The sequence below is a fragment of the Pseudoalteromonas rubra genome, assembly GCF_004212645.1.
Taxonomy (GTDB): domain Bacteria; phylum Pseudomonadota; class Gammaproteobacteria; order Enterobacterales; family Alteromonadaceae; genus Pseudoalteromonas; species Pseudoalteromonas rubra_G.
The window spans coordinates 151,200-172,044 of the sequence record NZ_PPUZ01000005.1 but is presented as its reverse complement, the minus strand read 5'-3'; the positions used below and the strand labels follow the sequence as shown (position 1 = coordinate 172,044).

The window sequence follows — 20,845 nt, the reverse complement described above, 5'->3', positions numbered from 1 at the left end:
GGGATAGAGGTGCAGCTCCTTGCACCTGCACATACTGGTGATACCAGTGTTTTTACATCTGCTCTTCTTTGATCAGAGACAGACCTTCATATGGGTCGACTTCCAGCGCTTCACAGTAACGCAGAAACTCAATCACGTCTAAGCGACGTTCCTGGTTCTCAATTTTGCCAATAAAAGAATGTGGTGTACCTAACACCTGGGCCAGACTGCGCATTGTATGACCTTTCTCGTGACGTTTTGATTTAAGCCACTTAGTCAACTTACTGTTCTCTTCAGAAGAAACCGTTTTCCCCATCATAATAAAACATCTCCTACTCGATGATTAATTAATACTGCCATACGAAATTTGCCCGTCTCGACTGGCAGCTTATGTTATGACAAGCCAGTTAAGCTGAGTGAAAAACACCCAATTCACCTGTCCTGTTCCTATGTACCAAATTAGGTATAGACGATCTTTTCTCTAACACCTAATTAAATTTGCAACTTTCTTACCTAAAATAGAGAGGTAAGATTACTGTGACACTTTAACAAAAATTTTATATCTTGTACCAGTATACGAAATAATTTATTTTTTCTTTTAAAAATAGTGGTTTAGAGCTAATCTGTCTTAAAGTAACAAATTTTGGGAGAATTTTTGATGATCCGACTCATGTTTTTGCTACCCATTTTGCTCTGTCTGGGTTGGTATTACTTTTTACGCGTCAACGGCGTGCCACTCAAACAAGGCAAACGCGGATTCATCTATATTCTCGCTTTTTCCACTCTGGTATTAGGTTTTTTTGTACTGATGATGCATCTTACCAACCCTGGCTAATAAAACTGCTCTGACTTCCAGCGGTATTGTTAGTGAGCGTGCACCTGAAAGCAACGCGCTTTGAGGCGAGTCCAGATACAACAAAGCCATGCAATTGCATGGCTTTGTCTCTTAGCTTGATAAATTAAGGCGGGTTTATACGCTGAAGCTTGCACCACAACCACAGGTTGTTGTCGCGTTAGGGTTGCTTACAAAAAAGCGTGCGCCTTCCAGGCCTTCGGTATAATCCACTTCACCATCAACCAAATATTGAATACTCATCGGGTCAACCACCATAGACACCCCGTTTTTCTCAATTTCCAGGTCGCCCGGATTGATTTTTTCGTCAAAGGTAAAACCGTATTGAAATCCAGAACATCCGCCGCCGGTCACATACACTCGCAGCTTGAGGTTCGGGTTTTCTTCCTCTGAGATAAGTTCTTTCACGCGATTTGCCGCCGCGTCGGAAAATTTAATCGGTATCTGATCAGACATGTGTATTCGACCCCTGTACATTTAGTAGCGGAATTATCTAATACCTGACTATTTTAATCAAGTATAGACTGACACGCGCACATGGGCAGTTTCTGTCTTCACCCCATATCGTCACCCTGCCGTTTGATTTACTTAATTACAAGGACTTAGATTATTTGATACACTTATCAACCAAGTATACTATGCTACAACTGCTGACATGACGCCCATCAGGGCCATGAGATACTTAGCGTAGCCAGGTAATGCAACTTCGCGCTCGTTGCGGTGGATAAAGACCAGAACGCGTCTTTATGACCACGTAAGCAACCGCAGCTCAGGGCAAGGTATACACAGTGGTAAAGCGGGCGACCACCCGCGCCAATTCAGATTTTCAACAGGCCAATATTGTATGTCGCTCGATAATTTACGCCGTCGCTTAGCGAAACCAAAAACGTCCATTCAGCTGTGCTTGCTGGGAATTGGTGCGGGCTTAATTGCAGCAATATTGATCATCTTATTTCGCTTGACCATTATGCTGGTGCAGGGGATGTTTTTAGACAGCCCGGACGACTTTACCACATTACCTGAACATCAGCGCGTCCTGTTACCTGTGGGTGCGGCCTTGCTCATCGCCCTGTTTGCCAGTCTGACGGGCTTTAAGCACTATCGCCTCGGCATTCCTTTTGTGATCTATCGCATTAAACAGCATTACGGGCAAATGCCAATCTGGAATTCGGTTAATCAGTTTTTTGGCGGCGCCGTTGCACTCATCAGCGGGTTTTCCGTTGGCCGGGAAGGCCCTTCGGTCCACATGGGCGCGACCGGAGCCAGTATTTTGGCAGAGCGCCTCCATCTGCCAATGAACGCCGCACGGACACTGGCTGGTTGTGGCGTTGCCGCAGGTATTGCGGCGTCGTTCAACACGCCCCTGGCGGCGGTGATCTTCGTGATGGAGGTGGTACTGCGGGAATACAAGATCCATATTTTTGTACCTATCATGCTCGCAGCGGTAACCGGCGCACTCGCCACCCAATATGTGTTTGGTCATGACCTGGAGTTGTCGCTGATCAGTGTGTCTACCCTGTCCTTCTGGCATTATCCGTTCCTGATTTTATGTGGCTTCGTACTTGGCGCCATTGCCTTTGCATTTAATCAGAATCTGATGATGATCATTAAAACCTTTAAGCCCATCAGCATGTTTCCCCGCCTGATGCTGGCCGGATTGCTGGCCGGTTTGATAGGGTATCTGGTGCCGGAAGCCATGGGTTCAGGTATGAGCGCCATTAAAATTGCCGTAGAAACGCCCGGTGAATTACAGCTGCTGACAACCATTTTGATAGCCAAGCTGCTGGCCACCATCTTTGCTATAGGGCTGGGGATCCCCGGTGGGATCATTGGCCCGGTTATCGGTCTGGGTGTCTTGATTGGCACACTAATGGCGTATTTTGCTCAGTTTATTTCTCCCGAAGTCAGTGTTGCGGGCACCTATGGTGTTTTGGGCATGGCAGGCCTGCTGGCAGCCACTTTGCACGCTCCTTTAGCAGCGCTGACCGCAGTGATGGAGCTGACTTCCAGCCCGCAGATTGTGGTGCCGGCCATGATAGTGATCTCCTGTGCCTATGTCACCGCGCTGCAAGTATTTGGTAACCGCTCGATTTTCTTACAGCAGCTGGACTTTCAGGGACTGCCCTACCAGGTTTCCCCCGCCAAAGAGGCCCTGCAAAAAGTGGGGATCATGGAAGAAATGGAAGAAGGCTTCAAGCTGCTCTATTCTGATGACAAAGAGCAGATCAGAGAAACCCTGTCGGCCATTGACAGCCAGACTCCGCTGATAGTTTACGACGAAGAACATGGTTATCGGCTGGCCGAGTATGATCTCAGCTTAATCTCTGAGCAAAGCATGACCATCACCTATATCGAGTTACAGGGGCTAAGTACACAGGCAACGCTGGCTGACGCGTTTGATATCCTCAAAGATAAACGCTCGGGTGCCGTCTATGTGTATAATCAAAAAGATAACGAACAAATCATGGGCTTGCTAAGGTGGGATCAGATCCGCCACATTCTCACCATGAGAAACAGCTTGCTATAATCACACTTTAAGACAACCAAGGGGTTTTATGACAACGATACTTGTGTACAAAGCGCTGCACATCTTTTTTATGGTTGCCTGGTTTGCCGGTATTTTCTATCTGCCCAGGTTGTTTGTTTACCATGCCATGACCGACGAAAAGCCCTGCTCCGCCATGTTAAAAATCATGGAGCGGCGGCTGCTCTACTTTGTTACTCCCTTTGCTGTACTCACGGCCGTGTTCGGGGTGCTACTGATCACCAGTTATGGCCGTGAATGGTTCCGCGCTAACCTGTGGCTGCACTATAAGCTGGTGCCGGTGATTATATTATATTTGTATCATGCCTACTGTTTTAAACTACTGGCAGACTTTAAGCACGACCGTAACAAGCGTAGCGATCGCTTCTATCGTATCTTTAACGAATTCCCGGTCATACTGCTGCTGATCATCGTTATGCTCGCTATCCTGAAACCGGTTTTCTGATCTCACACTATGACGGCTATCCGGCCGTCATTTTCCACGCCTAAAAAACAGAATTGTGCTATTATGTCGCTCCAGTTACTCAACGCAGTGTGCGTCTGATACGCCCTGTTTTGCGAGCTCGGTTAGGAGTGCTCCCCGCCTCCTGTTGTCAATCTGTGATTAGGAATCGCCGCATGTTAAGTTTCCAAGGTGAAAACATCCTCTCCGTCAACGAACTCGACAGAGAAGCCATTGAGCTGATTTTCAATGTTGCAAAGAAAATGGAACCCTACGCTAAAAAGTACAAGCGCACCAACGTATTAGAAGGTGCCGTATTAGCCAACCTGTTTTTTGAACCCAGTACCCGAACGCGTGTCAGTTTCGGAACCGCTTTTAACCTGCTGGGTGGCACGGTCAGAGAGACCACAGGTATGCAAAGTTCCGCTTTGGCAAAAGGCGAATCCCTGTATGACACGGCCCGGGTGATCTCAGCCTATGCCGATGCCGTCGCAATGCGCCACCCGGATGCCGGATCCGTGGCGGAATTTGCAACGGGCTCAGATGTGCCAGTGATCAACGGCGGTGACGGCCCGAATGAACATCCAACCCAGGCACTGCTGGACTTGCTCACGATAGAACGTGAGCTGGGTCGTTTTGAGCGCGGCATTGATGGTATGCACATCGCCCTGGTTGGCGACCTTAAATATGGCCGCACGGTCCATTCTCTGTCTAAGCTGCTGTGTCATTATAAAAACGTGCGCTTCTCTATGGTTGCGCCGGATGGGTTACAAATGCCTGATTATATTTTGGATGCGGTCAGTAACGCCGGTCACCAGATTGAACTGGTATCAAAAATGGAAGGTAACCTGGCGGCCGATATCGTTTATCAAACCCGCATTCAGGAAGAGCGTTTTCCATCACAGGAAGAGGCCAACAAGTACCGCGGTGGTTTTCGCATTAGCCAGGCCATTTATGAGGCCCACTGTAAGCCGCAATCGGTATTAATGCACCCACTGCCGCGCGACAGCCGTGGCGATGCCAACGAGCTGGATAACGACCTCAATAATAACGACAACCTGGCCATCTTCCGTCAGGTTCAAAATGGCGTGTTGATCCGCATGGCCTTGTTTGCACTGACACTGGGTGTTGCCGACAAGGTTGAGCAATACGAAGTGGACGTGCCCTGGTTCAGCCGCAAGCGCGAAACCTAATCTACTTATTTCGTTTCATGGCCGGGTGTAGCTGAATGACATTGCAGATATACCCGGCACAAAACAAAAGGACACATTATGACAATCAGTCAAGATCTCTTCTCTCGTGCCCAGGAGTCTATCCCGGGTGGTGTTAACTCACCCGTTCGTGCATTTAACGGCGTAGGTGGCACGCCACTGTTTATCAATAAGGCAGAGGGCCCGCATACTTATGATGCGGATGGTAAACGCTATATCGATTATGTGGGTTCATGGGGACCGATGATCCTCGGCCATAACCATCCCCAGATCAAACAAGCCGTACTGGACGCAGTTGAAAATGGCCTGAGCTATGGTGCACCGACTGAAAGCGAAATTCTGATGGCAGAAAAAGTCAAAGCGCTGGTACCCTCAATCGACAAAGTGCGCATGGTAAGCTCAGGTACTGAAGCAACCATGAGTGCCATTCGTCTGGCACGCGGTTACACAGGCAGAGATAAGATCCTGAAGTTTGAAGGCTGCTACCACGGCCATGCCGACTCTTTACTGGTAAAAGCGGGTTCTGGTGCTCTGACCATGGGCGTGCCTAACTCTCCGGGTATCCCGGCAGACTTTGCAAAGCACACCTTAACCGTGTCGTTCAATAACCTGGACGAAGTCAAAGCCATCTTTGCACAATACCCGGACCAAATCGCCTGTATTATTGTCGAGCCAGTAGCGGGCAACATGAACTGTATTCCACCCGTTGAGGGCTTCCTGGAAGGTCTGCGCGAAGTGTGTGATACCCATAAATCGGTCTTGATCTTCGATGAAGTGATGACCGGCTTTCGGGTTGCGCTGGGCGGCGCTCAGGAATATTACAACATCGACCCTGACCTGACTTGTCTGGGTAAAGTGATTGGCGGCGGTATGCCAGTGGGTGCCTTTGGTGGTAAGCGTGAAATCATGGACTATATTGCGCCCGTAGGCCCGGTTTATCAGGCAGGTACTTTATCTGGCAATCCAATCGCTATGGCAGCCGGTCTGAAAGCCCTGGAACTACTCTCTGAACCGGGTTTGCACGATAACCTTGAAGCCAAGAGCAAGCAACTGTGCGACGGATTCCAGCAAGCCGCAGAAGCCGCGGGTATTGCCCTGACCACCAACTATGCCGGTGGCATGTTTGGCTTCTTCTTTACCGAAGCGCAGCGTGTTGATACCTATCAGCAGGCAACTGAGTGCGATCTGGAACGCTTCAAACGCTTTTTCCACCTGATGCTGGAAGAAGGCGTGTATCTGGCGCCTTCGGCATTTGAAGCCGGGTTTGTCAGCACCATGCACAGTGATGATGACATTGCCCAGACAATCAAAGCTGCAGAGCGTGCATTCGCCAAGCTTGCAGCCTGAGCAGTGACCTTCAGTTAATCTTACAAAAAAGCCCTGCGGGGCTTTTTTTATTTCTGTCAGTAAAAACTTTCACCGCTTTGAACTATTCTTTGCTTATACCCGGTCTCTTACCAATGACTTATAAACAAAGATAAAATTATGACAGGACTCAGATCAGCTGCCAGCCCCGCCATTGCTTTTATGGCACAGTTAAAATACAAAACCAAAATCAGCCTGGTATTTGGTATTCTTCTGCTACCACTCAGTCTGAGTTTATTTTTTCTCAACTCGACCCTGACCCAATCAATTAAGGTCAGTCAGCAACAGCGCGCCGGCCTGCAATATTACCCACCCATTTTAGAAAACCTGTTGAACCAGCAGGCGAAGCGTAACGCCCAGGTACTGGCGCGCAGCCCTTTTGCCAAAGGACTCAAACCCGGTGACGAGTTAGAGCATTTATCCATTACCTCTAAACTGGCAATCGACAATGATCTAAGCCGCTCTTACCTAAACCGCTCACTGGTCGAATCCGTACCCAATGTGATCAGCCAGGTGAATAATATTGCCATGCAGGCGCAGGAGATCATCAGTAGCAGCCGCTTTACCCCCGACTCCTTTATCGCGCTGTCTAATCTGAACAAAGTGTTGCCTGTTGTAAAAACCCAGCTCAACAATAAGCTGGAAGTGGCAACGGCCAACAATAAACACGTCAATAAACGCCTTCAGGACAAAATCACCGCATTAAACCGTGCGCTCGATAACTATCATCGCGCCATTAAAGACAAGCTCCTGGAGCCGGATGACATTGAACTGACCAGCAGTGCATTTAACACCCTGCATCGAAACGTGCTGACTCAGCTCACCGCCCTCATTAACACCGCCACCCCCACTTTAAAAACCCTGCTTGATGACAAACTGACGCAGGAGCGTTGGATCCGAAATCTGGTGGCACTGGCGTCAGTACTGAGCCTGTTGCTGGCGCTCTATTTAATGCTGGGCTTTTACTTTGCGGTGGTGGATACCATTGCCGAATTTTCGGCCTCCGCTCAGCGTGCCTCATCTGGCGACCTGAGCACACGGGCGCAACCTCGCGGTAAAGATGAACTGAGCGAGATCCTGTGTCAGTACAATGCGGTGCTGGATGCCTTTGTGCATTTGTTGGGTAATGTCAGAACCACCTCCACCGACTTGCATAGGGCCACGGATAAACTGCGCCAGATAAGCCAGGACACCCGTGAAGATGTCGCACAACAGCAGGCCAAGATCCAAACCGTGCATCAGGCACTCAGTGAAATGGCCAATGCCGCAGATGCTGTTGAAACTTCGGCCCATCACGCCACCGAGCTGGCTGCAACGGCGGCGCAACAAGTTAAGCAAGGCAGTGAGAATACCACCCGGCTGGCAGAGCATATGACCGTGCTGCAACGAGAGTTTGAAGAAAGTCGCATTGCACTGGATAAGCTGGCACAAGACAGCCAGAATATCAGTAAAGTGAGCCTGGGGATCAGCGAAATCGCCGAACAAACTAACTTACTGGCACTCAATGCAGCCATTGAAGCGGCGCGCGCCGGTGAGCAGGGCCGCGGCTTTGCCGTGGTGGCCGATGAAGTACGCACCCTGGCGCAAAGAACCCAGCAACAGACCGAAGAGATCCATTCAATTATTCACTCTTTACAACAGGCATCAAACGACACCCAAAAGAAAATGCTCAGCAGCGTAGAAAAAATGGAGCAAGGTGTCAGTGCGGCCAATGAGACCAATCAGGTACTCAGCGCCGCAGAGCAGAGCATGGCCGACATTGACCAGCAGGGCCATGTGATCAGCGATCAGGTGCAACGCCAGGCGGTTGCCACCCAGCAGGCGCTGGCAGAATCCAGTGAGATAAGCCATCTGGCCGACCACACTCTGAGCTCCGCCGAAGCCACCCGCGGTGATGCACAAAAGCTCAGTAATATGGCGGCGACGTTAAATCAACTGATCGCCAAATTCAAAACCTAAGCGGCTCAGCGTACAGACTAACCACAACCAGGCCGGGGATTGAATTCTTCAATGCGGATAGGCAGCTGAATGGTTGGCCCGCAATGAGGCGCGGCCTGCTCACCCGTTTGTTCATTGACAAATGCCCAGCGCACACCTGCCGGGCGCTGATCGGCAATGGCCTGCGGGTTGAGCGGTTTTAAGTAGCGAATATACAGCTCCAGTGCCCCACGCCCGCCTGTCAGCTTGGCCGGCTTGTTATCGTCACGACCAATCCAGGTGACCGTCACGGTATTGTGATCAAAACCGGCAAACCAGCTGTCTCTTAGCTCGTTACTGGTGCCCGTTTTACCCGCCAGCTGAATGGAAGGGAAATGGCGATTCAGGCGTTTTGCCGTGCCGCTCTTGGTTACCCGCTTGAGTCCGTAGCGCGTCATATACATGGCTTCCTGAGAGAATCGGGACTGTTTGGCAACGCGATGCTGATACAGACGCTTGCCTGTGGTGTTGGTGATAGCCGAGATACTTGTCAGGGGCGCATAGTGACCATTGGCAGCCAGCGTAGTGTACATCTGCGCTACATCAAAACTCGATAACTCAACGGCCCCGAGCAACATAGAAGGATACAAAGGAATATCGCTGTCGACCCCCAGCTGCGCCATGGTGCGGGCAACCGTATCTACGCCGACATCCAGACCGAGATTAACGGCCGGAATATTGATACTCTCACTAAACGCCCGATACAAAGGCACCGAGCCCCGGAAAGTATGATCAAAGTTTTCCGGCTGCCAAGTTTTCCCTGCCGCATTGGTCACCTGTAACGGTGCATCTTCCAGCAAGGTGCCCAGATTGTAATCTGGCTGCTCCAGTGCCGACAGGTAAATTGCCGGTTTGACTAAAGAGCCGACATTACGGCGTGTATCCAGTACCCGGTTAAACCCGGAGTAGCGCATCTGGCGCCCGGCGACCAAGGCAGAGACACCACTTTTTTCGGTGTTCACGGAGATCATCCCCACTTCGAGCTGGGCGGTTGAGAAACGTCGCTCCAGATAAGGTAAGCCCTCACTCACAGCCTCTTCCATGGCAGACTGCTTTTGCAGATCAAAATAGGTGAAGACACGGATCCCGGCATTGACGACGTTTTCATCAGGCAGCAGGCGTTGCAGCTCACGGTTCACCAGCTCCAGATACCCCGGGTAGGTCTGCATCAGGCTTTCTTTTAGCGGTTGAATATCAATGGGCCGCTCCAGTGCCTGACGGTATTCACCTGTGGTGATCAGGCCGTTTTCTGCCATCAGCCGTAACACCAGATCGCGCCGCTCCATGGTCCGCTCCGGATAGCGGCGGGGGTTATAGTAAGATGGACCTTTCACCATGGCCACTAACATGGCTATTTGATCAAACTCCAGCTCATCAACGGGTTTTGCAAAGTAAAATTCGGCCGCCAGCCCCATGCCATGCACGCCCTGATTATAGGCCTGACCCAGATAGACCTCGTTAAGATAGGCTTCGAGGATCTCGTCCTTACTGTAGCGAAAATCCAGGATCAGAGCGATGAAGGCTTCGTTGATTTTGCGCAGTAATGAGCGCTCCCGGGTCAGGTAGAAGTTTTTAGCCAACTGCTGGGTCAGGGTACTGCCACCCTGCACCGTGCGCCCGGCGCGAATATTGTGATACAAGGCACGCATAATGGACCAAACCGACACCCCGTGGTGTTCATAGAAGGCCCTGTCTTCAACCACCAGCAAAGTGTCTTTGAGGATCCCCGGTATTTTATCCAGCGGCACAAATTCGCGGTCCTGACGACTTTCATTACCTATTCGGGCTATCTGCACTGGTTCCAGCCGGGCAGCCTCAATACGCCGCCCCTGCTCATTGACGATGCTGGCCAGCTTCTTACCGGCAAAGTTGAGGGTAAATATACGCGCCTGTTCAACCCCGTCATAAAATTCAAAAGTCCGCCGGTAAACCGTGATTGTACGGCCCTGAACCACGAACTGGCCGGTATGTTTGATGCGGTTAACCCGGGAGTAATTGAGTCGTTCCAGCTCCCAGATCACCTCCTGCTCAGCGAGATATTGATCCGGATAAAATGACATGGCCCGGGCATACACCTGTACAGGTAACTGCCACTTGTTGCCTTCAAACTGGCGGCTGACTTTCGCGTCCAGATAAACCACATAACCGCTAACCGCAAACACCATAGCGAGACTGAACTTCCAGCATAATGACCACAAAGCGCTCAGCATTCGACTGCGAAAAGCGCGCAAGCGCTGGCGAAACGAAGTCGCAGAAGAAGGAGTGCGTTTTTTGCCAGATTTGGCTGGAGTTTTACGAGTGGACTTGCGCGGTTTGCCTGGTGCTTTTTTATTGTCTGCCATCGACCGAGAAATGCTTACTGAGAGTGAATAGATGCTAGATTATCTCAGATTAACGGTCGCTTAAACCAAAAAGCGCGATGAGCCGCGCTTTTTGGTTATTTCTTATTTACTTATTGCGAATGGTCACAAACTCCGGGTACGCATCAATACCACAATCATGTTGATCCATGCCACTGAGTTCTTCTTCTTCACCAACCCGGATCCCCATCAGGGTTTTAATGATCCCCCAGACGATATAAGAAGCGATAAACACAAAGCCCAGTATAGTCACCAGCCCAATGGCCTGCGTCATAAAGCTGGCATCGCTGTTGGAGAAAGGCACCATCATAATTCCCAGCGCACCGCACACACCGTGCACCGAAATCGCCCCCACAGGGTCATCAATGCGCAGCTTATCAAGCGCAACGATACTGAATACCACTAAAGAGCCGCCCAGCATACCCAAAATACAGGCCAGCACAGGTGTAGGTGATGCCGGCTCGGCGGTAATGGTGACCAGACCTGCTAATGCACCATTGAGGATCATGGTCAGGTCAGCTTTTTTCCACATCAGCTTGCACACCACCAGCGCGGCAATGGCACCGGCAGCCGCCGCCGCATTGGTATTCACCATGATCTGACTGACGGCAATGGCATTGCTTTTATCTGCCAAAAACAGTTGCGAGCCGCCATTAAAACCAAACCAGCCCATCCACAGAATAAAGGTACCCAGTGTAGCCAGGGGTAAGTTTGAACCCGGAATTGGGTAGATTTCGCCGTTTTTACCATATTTACCCTTGCGCGCACCAAGCAATAAAACGCCAGCCAGTGCTGCCGCTGCACCGGCCCCATGCACAATCGCAGACCCTGCAAAGTCAACAAAGCCCATTTCAGATAAGAATCCGGCGCCCCAGGTCCAGTACCCTTCGATTGGATAAATCAACCCGGTCAGCACCACTGTAAACAGCAAAAATGCCCACAGCTTCATACGTTCAGCGACCGCACCAGAGACAATCGACATGGCGGTTGCCACGAATACCACCTGAAAGAAGAAATCTGATTCCAGCGCATGGTCGGCATCTGCGGCTGCACTGCCAATCAACGCACCAAAGTTAGGGACTACGCCGCCTTCCATATTATCCACATACATGATGTTGTAACCGACCAGTAAAAACATAGTACAAGCTATGGCATACAGGGCGACGTTTTTAGTGAGGATCTCGGTGGTGTTTTTGGAGCGCACCAGCCCAGCTTCAAGCATGGCAAACCCCGCAGCCATCCACATCACCAGAATGCCGGAGACCAGAAAGTAAAAGGTGTTCAGAGAGAATTGTAGTTCTATTACCGTGTTTTCCATTGTATCGCCCCTTAAATCGCTTCTTCGTCGAGTTCGCCGGTTCGGATCCGGACTATTTGCTCAAGGTCATAGACAAAGATTTTGCCGTCGCCAATCTTGCCAGTGCTGGCAATGGCCGTAATGGCCTCGACAACACGCTGAGTGTTTTCACTGCGTGTCGCAATTTCGAGCTTAATTTTTGGAATAAAGTCGACCTGATACTCAGCTCCCCGATATAACTCAGTGTGGCCACGCTGGCGGCCAAAGCCTTTGACATCCACCACAGTCATACCTTCAATGCCCAGCTCGGCCAGGGCTTCGCGGACCTCGTCCAGCTTAAATGGTTTAATTATTGCGCTTATCATTTTCATTATTCGCCCCCCCAGGGCAGATGATCCTGTCGGGAGAAGGTAATCCAACCTTTATGCCAAAAATAAAAGTGACTTTTTTACAATTAGTTAGAGTATTTATAGGGGATTACGGAAACAACAAACGCACCGCACTGGTGCGCTTATGTTTTGTCTGACTTGAAATGGTGCAAATGATGTTTGGTACTTGGCCGTTTAGCTTTCGCTTACCATAACACAGTTGCGCTGCGCTTCTTTCGCCTGGTAAAGCGCATTGTCTGCCGCACGCATAACATCACTGAGGGTGGCTTTATCGCATCGGGCAATACCGACGCTTAGGGTGCAGTGCAGCGCCTGATCCTGGATCATAAACTGGGTATTGGCAAAACGCTCTCTGAATTCCTGACAACTGTCTTTGGCCACGCTCAGATCATTACCCGGCATCAGTACCGCAAACTCTTCTCCGCCCACCCGGGCAACCAAACAGTGGTTGAATGAACTACTCAGCAATTCAGCAGCCTGAGACAAGACTTTATCACCGCCAAGGTGACCATACTGATCATTGATTGCTTTGAAGTGGTCCAGGTCCAGTAGAGCCAGCGTAAACTGGTCTGGCTTATTTTTTAAAACCTTATCCATGTGCTGGCAAAAATAGCGACGATTGTAGAGGCCGGTCAGAAAATCCCGATGCGCATACTCTTTAATGTCGGCTATCAGGTTTAGCTGATCCATAGTTTGCATCACCCGACAATGGAACTCTTCATTCATAAAAGGTTTAGTCAGAAAGTCATTCGCGCCATACTTGATAAACTTGGCAGACAGGCCGTGACTTCCGGCACCGGACAAGCCAATGATGGCCAGATCATCGCGCCCGCGACTGTTACGCACCGCTTTTACCAGCTCGAAGCCGTCCATCGTAGGCATGGCGTAATCCGTCAGCAAGAGTTTGATCTCGGGCTTAGCGTTCAGCATGTTTAACGCCTGCTCGCCATCTTGCGCTTCAAACACAGTAAACAACTGCTTTTCTAACATCTGGCGCATCACTGCCCGGCTGATCATCGAATCATCGGCGATCAACGCCTGACACCCTTCGTTGCGCAGTAAACGCGATACCAGCTTGATGGCATATAAATAGGAGTCGCGGTTGTCCTTAATCACATAATCGACAACCCCCATCTCAAGCATTTGCTGACGGCTGTATTCATCAATTTTGGATGTCAGCACCACAGTGGGCACATTGCGGCTCAAAGTGAGTTGTACCACCTCGCCATCAGAGGCGTCTGGTAAGGTCAGATCAACCAGTGCCAGGGTGTAATGTTGGCTCTCGAGTAATGCCTGGGTTTCTTTCAGTGACCAGGCATAATCAATTTCCACATCCAGGTGTTGTGACGCAAGGTGGCGAAGGATCTGTTGTACCACCTTACTGTCTTCGACGATTAATACTCTTTGCATTACGATGCTCTACTAAAACTACGAGAAAAGGGAAGAGATACAAGAATTTAACAGCGCTAAATACTTTCATACTACGGACATAAGGATTAAATATACGCGATTTCTGTGACAAAAAAAACTCACCCTTCAATTAATTTGTAAACAGGTGGAAACGGATTAATGCTAAGCCGCCGTTTACTCCAGCCAAAACAGACACAAAAAACAAACCATTTGGACACAAGTATTAACACCCAGCTCGGGTAGCTTATTTTTTGGCTATTAGTCTCAAGTTCTTTGAATTCTACGTAGGATGGGTCTTAAATGTGCCAATTCATTTCATCAAAAAATTAAAGAAACATGTTGTTGAAGCCATTACTGTTCGCTCTTTGCGCGACCTTACTTACCACGCTCCCTCACAAAACATTGGCACAAGCCGATACCCAGGGCCAGTTAACTCAGCAAATTGATGCGCAGGTCATCACCGAACATAAAGGGACCTTTAACGGAGAGCGCTTCGCCTATACCGCAACCACAGGCACTCAGCCTGTGTGGAATAAAGACGGTCACCCGATAGCGACTCTGCACTACACCTACTATAAAAAGAACAAAGTGAAAGACCCCGCCACCCGCCCGCTGCTGATCTCATTTAATGGTGGGCCAGGCTCAGCCTCGGTTTGGATGCACATTGCTTACACCGGCCCGCGGGTACTAAAAATCGATGATGAAGGCTACCCAATGCAGCCCTATGGGCTGAAAGACAACCCGGATTCGGTGCTGGATGTCGCCGATATTCTGTTTGTGAACCCGGTCAATACTGGCTATTCACGCGTACTGCCTGAACAAGACGGGACAATGGCCGACAAGCAAACTTTGCAAAAGCGCTTTTTTGGTGTGAATGCCGACATCGAGTATCTGGCCGGGTGGCTGAATACCTTCATTAACCGACACGGCCGTGCACTGTCTCCGAAGTTTTTGATCGGTGAAAGCTATGGCACAACCCGCGTTTCCGGCTTAGCCCATGAACTACAGAATAAGCAGTGGCTATTCCTTAACGGTGTGGTGCTGGTGTCTCCGACGGATATTGGCATTCAACGTCAGGGACCTGTAAAAAGCGCCAACAGGCTGCCGTATTTTGCTGCAACCGCTTGGTATCACAAGGCCCTGCCAGAGGCCTTGCAAAACCAGGATCTGCTCAACGTACTTGAGCAGGTGGAAGCTTATACCTTAGATCATTACCTGCCCGCGTTAGCTAAAGGGGCCATGCTGAGCGAGCAGACACGTCAGGAAGTGGCAAAGCAAGTCGCGTATTTCAGTGGCCTGTCACAGCAATTCGTACTGCAAAATAACCTCGACATCCCCAACCGTGCTTTCTGGAAAGAACTGCTGCGTGAACGTGGCTATACGGTCGGTCGCCTTGATTCCCGTTACCTGGGTATTGATAAACGCGATGCGGGTGAAGGTCCTGACTATTGGCCGGAGCTGGACGCCTGGTTACATGCCTTTACACCCGCAATCAATCACTACTTCCGCCATGAGCTGAATTATAAAACGGACATCAAGTATAATATGTTTGGCGAAGTGCACCCCTGGGATCGCCGCGACAACGAGGTGGGTGAGCAGTTGCGCCTGTCCATGGCAAAGAATCCCTACCTGAATGTGATGGTGCAGTCGGGTTATTATGATGGTGCCACCAACTACTTTGATGGTAAATACAACCTCTGGCACCTCGACCCCAGCGGGAAAATGCAACACAGATTGCGCTTTAAAGGTTATCGCTCGGGTCACATGATGTACCTGCGCCGTCCGGATCTTACTCAAGCCAACCAGGACTTGCGCGAGTTCATCAACGACTCACTGAAATATAATCAATCCGCAAAATACTGATCTGCCATACCACTTTATTACGGCGCCGTGCCCGGCGCCCTTGCTCCCTGTGTCACGCCAATAAGATAACTTCATACACTGTTCTGAAAAGTTAGGTATACTCAAAACAACAATTGACGATGTCCATGTTTTTTATTCCGCTTGTCCAGCAATAAGTTAACAACAAGTCGCCGGGAATTGGCATGAATAATGGACCCGAAGTAACGATATTGAGGGAACCTCATGAGCGAGCAATTTCGCGTAGTGTTTTCCGGCTTCAAGCCAGGCACTGACAGCCAGGCAGCCACAGAGCAACTCGCAGCTAAACTAAAAGTGTCAGCACAGAAGGTAGCCGACTTCACCACAGGTAAACCCCTGTTTGGCCCCGCAGACAAACAGAAGTGCCTTAAACAGGCTAAGTTACTGGCCGTGTATGGGATCCAAAGTAAGCTGCAATCTCAATCTCAGCCCAGTGCAGGTTCAGACACTGCACAAAGTGCGGCCAACGAGCGTGTTTTCGATGCGCTCGACTATATTACCAGCAGCCTGATCCGCATTGAAGAAAAGCTGGATGAGCTGGAGCAACGCATCGACGGCAAACAGGTCAAAGATGAGCAACATGAAGAAGACGAATGGGAAGATGAGTCGCTGTTCAGCGAGCTGGAACTCGACAGTGAGCCACCCAAGCGCTCTAAAAAGTTCCTGTACATCTTGCTGTCTCTATTAGTGTTGCTACTGGTTGTTTTGGGGATCAGTCTTGCTTTTCCTGAATTGGTGCCTGTGTAATGAAAACAAATTTACTTTCAGATGAAAAAATCACAACATCAAGGAAAGAAATTAGAAAGAGTATTAGAAAAATGCGTAACGGCCTGACAGAAGAGCAACAAAAAGAGGCCGAACATAATTTAACTATTAATTTTACTCAACATATAAAACTCCCCAAAAACGCCCGTATCGGGGTCTACCTGGAAAACGATGGTGAACTCAGAACTAACCTTTTAATTCAAACACTTTGGTCCAAAGGTATAGACCTATACTTACCGGTTATTCACCCCTTCAGTGGCGTCACTTTACTCTTTCAGAAGTATGAAAAAAACTCACCCATGAGGCAGAATCGCTATGCTATCTTAGAGCCAGAGTTAAATTGTAGCCACATTTGCCCGCTGGCGCAGTTAGATTACCTGCTGCTCCCGCTTGTCGCATTTGACGACGCGGGCAACCGCCTTGGAATGGGCGGTGGCTACTATGATCGCACGCTGGCGCGTTATTATCGTGAACAGTGGCAACAGCCTAAACTGATAGGTCTGGCCCATGACTGTCAAAAGGTGGCAGCCCTGCCAACCGAAGCCTGGGATGTGCCCCTGCCAACCATAATCACGCCACAACACTACTATCAGTGGTAACTGCCAGTATCCGATCATAAATTCCGTCATTAGTGGCATCTGACATACTTTTTTTGCGCTTTGAGCGTATAATTGCGAGCGAATAATCAACTAAAACAGTGATCGCGTTATGACTCAAGATGAAATGAAAAAAGCAGCTGCCTGGGCGGCGCTACAGTATGTGGAAGCCGGCACAGTGGTCGGCGTAGGCACAGGCTCTACCGTCAACCACTTTATTGATGCGCTGGGCAGTGTCAAAGACACCATTAAAGGTGCCGTCTCTAGCTCCGAGGCATCAACTGAAAAGCTCAAGGCGCTGGGTATCGAGGTGTTTGAGCTCAATGATGTGTCTGAGCTGGACATTTATGTCGATGGTGCGGATGAAATTAATGCACACAATCAGATGATCAAGGGCGGCGGCGCGGCACTGACGCGCGAAAAAATCGTGGCTGCGGTTGCCAGACAGTTTATCTGCATTGTTGACAACACTAAGCACGTCGATGTGCTGGGACAGTTCCCTTTACCGGTTGAAGTGATCCCAATGGCGCGCAGCTATGTTGCCCGCGAGTTGCTCAAGTTGGGTGGCGATCCTGTCTATCGTCAGGGTGTTGTCACAGATAACGGTAATGTGATTTTGGATGTCCATGGATTATCCATCACACAGGCAGCCGAACTGGAAGAAAAAATTAATCAAATCGTCGGTGTTGTTACCAATGGCTTGTTCGCTCAGCGCGGTGCCAACATCGTCATCACAGGGACCCCTGAGGGGCCACAAATTAAGTAACAGGAATGAGTCATGAGTAAGGTATCCTTGTCTAAGGACAAAATTCGCATTTTATTGTTGGAAGGCGTACACCAGAGCGCTGTTGAAACGCTCAAGCGCAACGGTTATAGCAATATCGAGTACGTGAAGACATCGCTACCTGAAAATGAATTGATTGAGCGGATCAAAAATGTCCACTTTGTGGGGATCCGCTCGCGTACACACCTCAGTGAAGCCGTTCTGGAAGCCGCAGATAAGCTGGTTGCAATTGGCTGCTTTTGTATTGGCACCAATCAGGTTGATCTGAATGCGGCCAAACAGCGTGGTATTGCCGTCTTTAATGCGCCATTTTCAAATACGCGCTCAGTGGCGGAGCTGGTACTGGGTGAGATCCTGCTACTGTTGCGGGGCATTCCAAAACGTAATGCCATGGCGCACCGTGGCGAGTGGTTTAAATCCGCGATTGGCTCATTTGAGGCACGTGGTAAAACGCTGGGGATCATTGGCTATGGCCACATCGGCACTCAGCTGGGGATCATGGCCGAAAACATTGGCATGAAAGTCGAGTTTTACGACATCGAAGACAAGCTGACATTGGGTAATGCGCAACAGGTGCAAAGCTTAACTCAGTTGTTGCAGCGTGCCGATGTGGTGAGCTTACACGTGCCGGAAACGTCACAAACCAAAAACCTGATTGGCATGGCCGAGCTGGAAGTAATGAAACAAGGTGCGATCCTGATCAATGCCTCACGCGGTACAGTGGTGGATATCGACGCCCTGGCTGAAGCGCTTAGCGCCGGCAAACTTTCAGGTGCTGCTATCGATGTATTCCCGGTCGAGCCTAAGTCGAACGACGAAGAGTTTGTCTCACCACTGCGCCAGTTCGACAATGTGATCCTGACGCCACATGTCGGCGGCTCTACGCAGGAAGCGCAGGAAAACATTGGGATAGAAGTGGCCGGTAAACTGACTAAGTACTCTGACAATGGCTCAACCGTCACAGCGGTGAACTTCCCGGAAGTATCGCTACCTGAACTGTCAAACCGCAGCCGCTTGCTGCACGTGCATGAGAACCGCCCTGGCGTGCTGACACAAATTAACCAGGCGTTTGCACAGCATGGCATCAACATCGCAGCGCAATACCTGCAAACCGATGAAAGCATTGGTTACGTTGTGATTGATGTGGACAGCGACCACTCTGAAGTTGCGTTAAAAGAGCTAAGTGCGGTTGAAGGCACGATCCGCGCCCGTATCCTGCACTAGCGGCTATGTAAACAGACACAAAAAAGCCTGACTCAGTCAGGCTTTTTTCGTTTCACTTACCGGGCAAGGATATTGCCCAGTAAACTGGCAAATTATGCCATGAAATCAACACCTTCTTTGATGTCTTTTTCAAGTGTCGCCAGCATGTCGTCTTTTGCTTGTTGCTCAAACGCGCTCAGCTCGCCGTATGGCAGCAGCTCTTCTACGCCGTTTTTGCCAAGACGTACAGGTTGTGCGAAGAAAGTTGCATCGCCCGTGTTGCCTTCAACATAAGCGTACTCAACCACGTTTTCACCTTGCAGGCCTTTAACCAGTGAGAAGCAGAAACGTGCCGCAGCTGCGCCCATAGACAGCGTTGCTGAGCCGCCACCCGCCTTAGCTTCAACTACTTCAGTACCGGCATTCTGGATACGCTTAGTCAGAGCTGCTACTTCTTCATCAGAGAACTCAGCGCCTTCAACCTGAGAAAGCAGAGGCAGAATAGTCGTACCTGAGTGACCACCAATCACAGGCACTTTCACGTCGCTTACGTTCAGGCCTTTCAGCTCAGCGATGAAAGTCTCTGCACGGATAACATCCAGTGTAGTCACACCGAATACGCGAGCTGGATCGTAAGTGCCGGCTTTTTTGAATACTTCAGCAACGATTGGCACAGTGCCGTTTACTGGGTTAGTGATCACACCAACCAGGGCTTTAGGACAGTTTTTAACGATGCCTTCAGCCAGAGTCTTGATGATGCCAGCATTTACATTGAACAAGTCAGCACGGTCCATACCTGGCTTACGTGGCATACCCGCAGGGATCAATACGATGTCTGCATCAACCAGCGCTGCATCCAGGTCGTCTTTACCAAAACCAGCAACTTTTACCGCTGTTGGGATGTGAGACAGGTCTACCGCTACGCCAGGTACTACTGGCGCTACGTCGTATAGCGCAAGCTCAGAACCAGCAGGTAAACCGTTTTTAAGCAAAAGAGACAATGCTTGACCGATACCGCCAGCGGCACCTAATACAGCAACTTTCATTGGAATTCTCCATAATTTGAAGGTGGAATTAAATGTGCTGTAAAGATAATGAAAAGCGCCGCCAAAAACAAATTTATACGCGCAATTTTCGTCTTTTTTTCGACTATAGTTGTAAAGTTCGCGGCAGATACTGCTACTAATGGTTTACGCTTGGTCCCGCGTTTCTAATCTGGAAAACCACCATCGCTTGAAGAATCTTCTCGTCCTGAAATTTGGGTAACAGGCTCGTTTTGTGTAAAATCCTAACAATTGAGTCATAAAGAAGTATTGAGTATGCAGCCGCAGGAAAAACAAGAAGCCCTAGTCAAAGCCTTTAAGGCCCTGTTAAAAGAAGAAAACTTTGGTTCTCAAGGTGAAATTGTCGATGCCCTTAAAGAGCAGGGATTTGACAACATCAGCCAAAGTAAAGTCTCTCGTATGCTGAGTAAGTTCGGTGCCGTGCGCACCCGCAATGCCAAACAGGAAATGGTGTATTGTTTACCCGCGGAAATGGGTGTACCCACCGCAAAAAGCCCGCTGCGTCAGCTGGTGATCGACATAGTACATAACGAAATGATGATCATCATACGCACCAGTCCGGGAGCCGCTCAACTGATTGCCCGCCTGCTGGACTCGCTGGGATCTGCCGATGGCGTGTTAGGCACGATTGCAGGTGACGACACCATTTTTATCGCCCCCGCCAAAGTCTCTGAAATTGATGCCACCCTGGATCGAGTTAAAACGCTTTTTGATAACGTCTGAG

Annotated in this window: 19 protein-coding genes; 12 read left to right on the top strand and 7 right to left on the bottom strand. The window is 49.8% G+C overall.

Annotated elements, in window-relative coordinates:
- Positions 1-52 precede the first annotated feature (52 nt).
- Positions 53-298: a helix-turn-helix domain-containing protein gene (locus tag C3B51_RS03025; protein ID WP_046002977.1), complete on the bottom strand. Its 246-nt coding sequence runs from the start codon at positions 296-298 to the stop codon at positions 53-55.
- Positions 299-637: 339 nt separating this feature from the next.
- On the opposite strand from C3B51_RS03025, the gene C3B51_RS23510 reads away from it, so the two are divergent.
- Positions 638-814 carry a hypothetical protein gene (locus C3B51_RS23510; RefSeq protein WP_164518092.1) on the top strand — a complete coding sequence of 59 codons (177 nt, stop codon included), beginning with the start codon at positions 638-640 and terminating at the stop codon, positions 812-814.
- Between the two features lie 135 nt (positions 815-949).
- On the opposite strand, the gene erpA is transcribed toward C3B51_RS23510, so the two are convergent.
- Positions 950-1,288: an iron-sulfur cluster insertion protein ErpA gene (gene erpA / locus C3B51_RS03020; protein ID WP_125716576.1), complete on the bottom strand. Its 339-nt coding sequence runs from the start codon at positions 1,286-1,288 to the stop codon at positions 950-952.
- A 388-nt stretch (positions 1,289-1,676) separates the two neighbouring features.
- Here erpA and C3B51_RS03015 point away from each other — a divergent pair, with 388 nt between their 5' ends.
- From C3B51_RS03015 to C3B51_RS02995, 5 genes are all read left to right on the top strand, one after another.
- Positions 1,677-3,359 (top strand): chloride channel protein, encoded by a 1,683-nt coding sequence (locus tag C3B51_RS03015; RefSeq protein WP_130244117.1) that lies wholly within the window; start codon positions 1,677-1,679, stop codon positions 3,357-3,359.
- A 28-nt stretch (positions 3,360-3,387) separates the two neighbouring features.
- Positions 3,388-3,822: a CopD family protein gene (locus C3B51_RS03010; protein ID WP_125716578.1), complete on the top strand. Its 435-nt coding sequence runs from the start codon at positions 3,388-3,390 to the stop codon at positions 3,820-3,822.
- A gap of 173 nt (positions 3,823-3,995) precedes the next feature.
- On the top strand, positions 3,996-5,012 hold the full coding sequence (locus C3B51_RS03005; protein WP_125716579.1) for an aspartate carbamoyltransferase: 1,017 nt from the start codon (positions 3,996-3,998) through the stop codon (positions 5,010-5,012).
- A gap of 78 nt (positions 5,013-5,090) precedes the next feature.
- On the top strand, positions 5,091-6,377 hold the full coding sequence (gene hemL / locus C3B51_RS03000; RefSeq protein WP_130244116.1) for a glutamate-1-semialdehyde 2,1-aminomutase: 1,287 nt from the start codon (positions 5,091-5,093) through the stop codon (positions 6,375-6,377).
- 138 nt (positions 6,378-6,515) lie between these two features.
- Complete coding sequence (locus tag C3B51_RS02995; protein WP_130244115.1) at positions 6,516-8,354, top strand: methyl-accepting chemotaxis protein; 1,839 nt, start codon at positions 6,516-6,518, stop codon at positions 8,352-8,354.
- Between the two features lie 17 nt (positions 8,355-8,371).
- On the opposite strand, the gene mrcB is transcribed toward C3B51_RS02995, so the two are convergent.
- The 4 genes from mrcB to C3B51_RS02975 form a co-directional block, all read right to left on the bottom strand.
- Positions 8,372-10,714: a penicillin-binding protein 1B gene (mrcB, locus tag C3B51_RS02990; protein WP_130244114.1), complete on the bottom strand. Its 2,343-nt coding sequence runs from the start codon at positions 10,712-10,714 to the stop codon at positions 8,372-8,374.
- A gap of 106 nt (positions 10,715-10,820) precedes the next feature.
- Positions 10,821-12,050, bottom strand: coding sequence for an ammonium transporter (locus C3B51_RS02985; protein WP_130244113.1), 1,230 nt, complete (start codon positions 12,048-12,050; stop codon positions 10,821-10,823).
- A gap of 11 nt (positions 12,051-12,061) precedes the next feature.
- Positions 12,062-12,400: a P-II family nitrogen regulator gene (locus tag C3B51_RS02980; protein WP_046002985.1), complete on the bottom strand. Its 339-nt coding sequence runs from the start codon at positions 12,398-12,400 to the stop codon at positions 12,062-12,064.
- A gap of 192 nt (positions 12,401-12,592) precedes the next feature.
- On the bottom strand, positions 12,593-13,828 hold the full coding sequence (locus C3B51_RS02975) for a diguanylate cyclase (protein WP_130244112.1): 1,236 nt from the start codon (positions 13,826-13,828) through the stop codon (positions 12,593-12,595).
- A 336-nt stretch (positions 13,829-14,164) separates the two neighbouring features.
- On the opposite strand from C3B51_RS02975, the gene C3B51_RS02970 reads away from it, so the two are divergent.
- The 5 genes from C3B51_RS02970 (at position 14,165) to serA (ending at position 19,078) form a co-directional block, all read left to right on the top strand.
- Positions 14,165-15,691 carry a S10 family peptidase gene (locus tag C3B51_RS02970; protein ID WP_240701843.1) on the top strand — a complete coding sequence of 509 codons (1,527 nt, stop codon included), beginning with the start codon at positions 14,165-14,167 and terminating at the stop codon, positions 15,689-15,691.
- Positions 15,692-15,913: 222 nt separating this feature from the next.
- Positions 15,914-16,456, top strand: a complete 543-nt coding sequence (locus tag C3B51_RS02965; protein ID WP_130244110.1) for a hypothetical protein — start codon at positions 15,914-15,916, stop codon at positions 16,454-16,456.
- Positions 16,457-16,485: 29 nt separating this feature from the next.
- The gene (locus tag C3B51_RS02960) at positions 16,486-17,073 is read left to right on the top strand and encodes a 5-formyltetrahydrofolate cyclo-ligase (RefSeq protein WP_430929830.1); all 588 of its coding nucleotides are present in this window, start codon (positions 16,486-16,488) and stop codon (positions 17,071-17,073) included.
- Positions 17,074-17,182: 109 nt separating this feature from the next.
- Positions 17,183-17,836 (top strand): ribose-5-phosphate isomerase RpiA, encoded by a 654-nt coding sequence (gene rpiA, locus C3B51_RS02955; RefSeq protein WP_125716588.1) that lies wholly within the window; start codon positions 17,183-17,185, stop codon positions 17,834-17,836.
- Between the two features lie 12 nt (positions 17,837-17,848).
- Positions 17,849-19,078 (top strand): phosphoglycerate dehydrogenase, encoded by a 1,230-nt coding sequence (gene serA / locus C3B51_RS02950; protein ID WP_130244108.1) that lies wholly within the window; start codon positions 17,849-17,851, stop codon positions 19,076-19,078.
- Between the two features lie 92 nt (positions 19,079-19,170).
- Here the strand turns inward: serA and mdh are convergent, their stop codons facing one another.
- On the bottom strand, positions 19,171-20,103 hold the full coding sequence (gene mdh, locus C3B51_RS02945) for a malate dehydrogenase (RefSeq protein WP_125716590.1): 933 nt from the start codon (positions 20,101-20,103) through the stop codon (positions 19,171-19,173).
- A 273-nt stretch (positions 20,104-20,376) separates the two neighbouring features.
- Here mdh and argR point away from each other — a divergent pair, with 273 nt between their 5' ends.
- Positions 20,377-20,844, top strand: coding sequence for a transcriptional regulator ArgR (gene argR, locus C3B51_RS02940; RefSeq protein WP_046002993.1), 468 nt, complete (start codon positions 20,377-20,379; stop codon positions 20,842-20,844).
- Position 20,845: the final 1 nt, after the last annotated feature.

Bases quoted from the DNA above. Each gene is read 5' to 3' on its own strand.
- erpA (WP_125716576.1), bottom strand. From the start codon at position 1,288: ATGTCTGATCAGATACCGATTAAATTTTCCGACGCGGCGGCAAATCGC.
- argR (WP_046002993.1), top strand. From the start codon at position 20,377: ATGCAGCCGCAGGAAAAACAAGAAGCCCTAGTCAAAGCCTTTAAGGCC.
- C3B51_RS03010 (WP_125716578.1), top strand. From the start codon at position 3,388: ATGACAACGATACTTGTGTACAAAGCGCTGCACATCTTTTTTATGGTT.
- C3B51_RS02965 (WP_130244110.1), top strand. From the start codon at position 15,914: ATGAGCGAGCAATTTCGCGTAGTGTTTTCCGGCTTCAAGCCAGGCACT.
- C3B51_RS03005 (WP_125716579.1), top strand. From the start codon at position 3,996: ATGTTAAGTTTCCAAGGTGAAAACATCCTCTCCGTCAACGAACTCGAC.
- C3B51_RS02980 (WP_046002985.1), bottom strand. From the start codon at position 12,400: ATGAAAATGATAAGCGCAATAATTAAACCATTTAAGCTGGACGAGGTC.
- mdh (WP_125716590.1), bottom strand. From the start codon at position 20,103: ATGAAAGTTGCTGTATTAGGTGCCGCTGGCGGTATCGGTCAAGCATTG.
- C3B51_RS03015 (WP_130244117.1), top strand. From the start codon at position 1,677: ATGTCGCTCGATAATTTACGCCGTCGCTTAGCGAAACCAAAAACGTCC.
- C3B51_RS23510 (WP_164518092.1), top strand. From the start codon at position 638: ATGATCCGACTCATGTTTTTGCTACCCATTTTGCTCTGTCTGGGTTGG.
- serA (WP_130244108.1), top strand. From the start codon at position 17,849: ATGAGTAAGGTATCCTTGTCTAAGGACAAAATTCGCATTTTATTGTTG.
- mrcB (WP_130244114.1), bottom strand. From the start codon at position 10,714: ATGGCAGACAATAAAAAAGCACCAGGCAAACCGCGCAAGTCCACTCGT.
- C3B51_RS02995 (WP_130244115.1), top strand. From the start codon at position 6,516: ATGACAGGACTCAGATCAGCTGCCAGCCCCGCCATTGCTTTTATGGCA.
- C3B51_RS02985 (WP_130244113.1), bottom strand. From the start codon at position 12,050: ATGGAAAACACGGTAATAGAACTACAATTCTCTCTGAACACCTTTTAC.
- hemL (WP_130244116.1), top strand. From the start codon at position 5,091: ATGACAATCAGTCAAGATCTCTTCTCTCGTGCCCAGGAGTCTATCCCG.
- C3B51_RS03025 (WP_046002977.1), bottom strand. From the start codon at position 298: ATGATGGGGAAAACGGTTTCTTCTGAAGAGAACAGTAAGTTGACTAAG.
- rpiA (WP_125716588.1), top strand. From the start codon at position 17,183: ATGACTCAAGATGAAATGAAAAAAGCAGCTGCCTGGGCGGCGCTACAG.
- C3B51_RS02970 (WP_240701843.1), top strand. From the start codon at position 14,165: ATGTTGTTGAAGCCATTACTGTTCGCTCTTTGCGCGACCTTACTTACC.
- C3B51_RS02975 (WP_130244112.1), bottom strand. From the start codon at position 13,828: ATGCAAAGAGTATTAATCGTCGAAGACAGTAAGGTGGTACAACAGATC.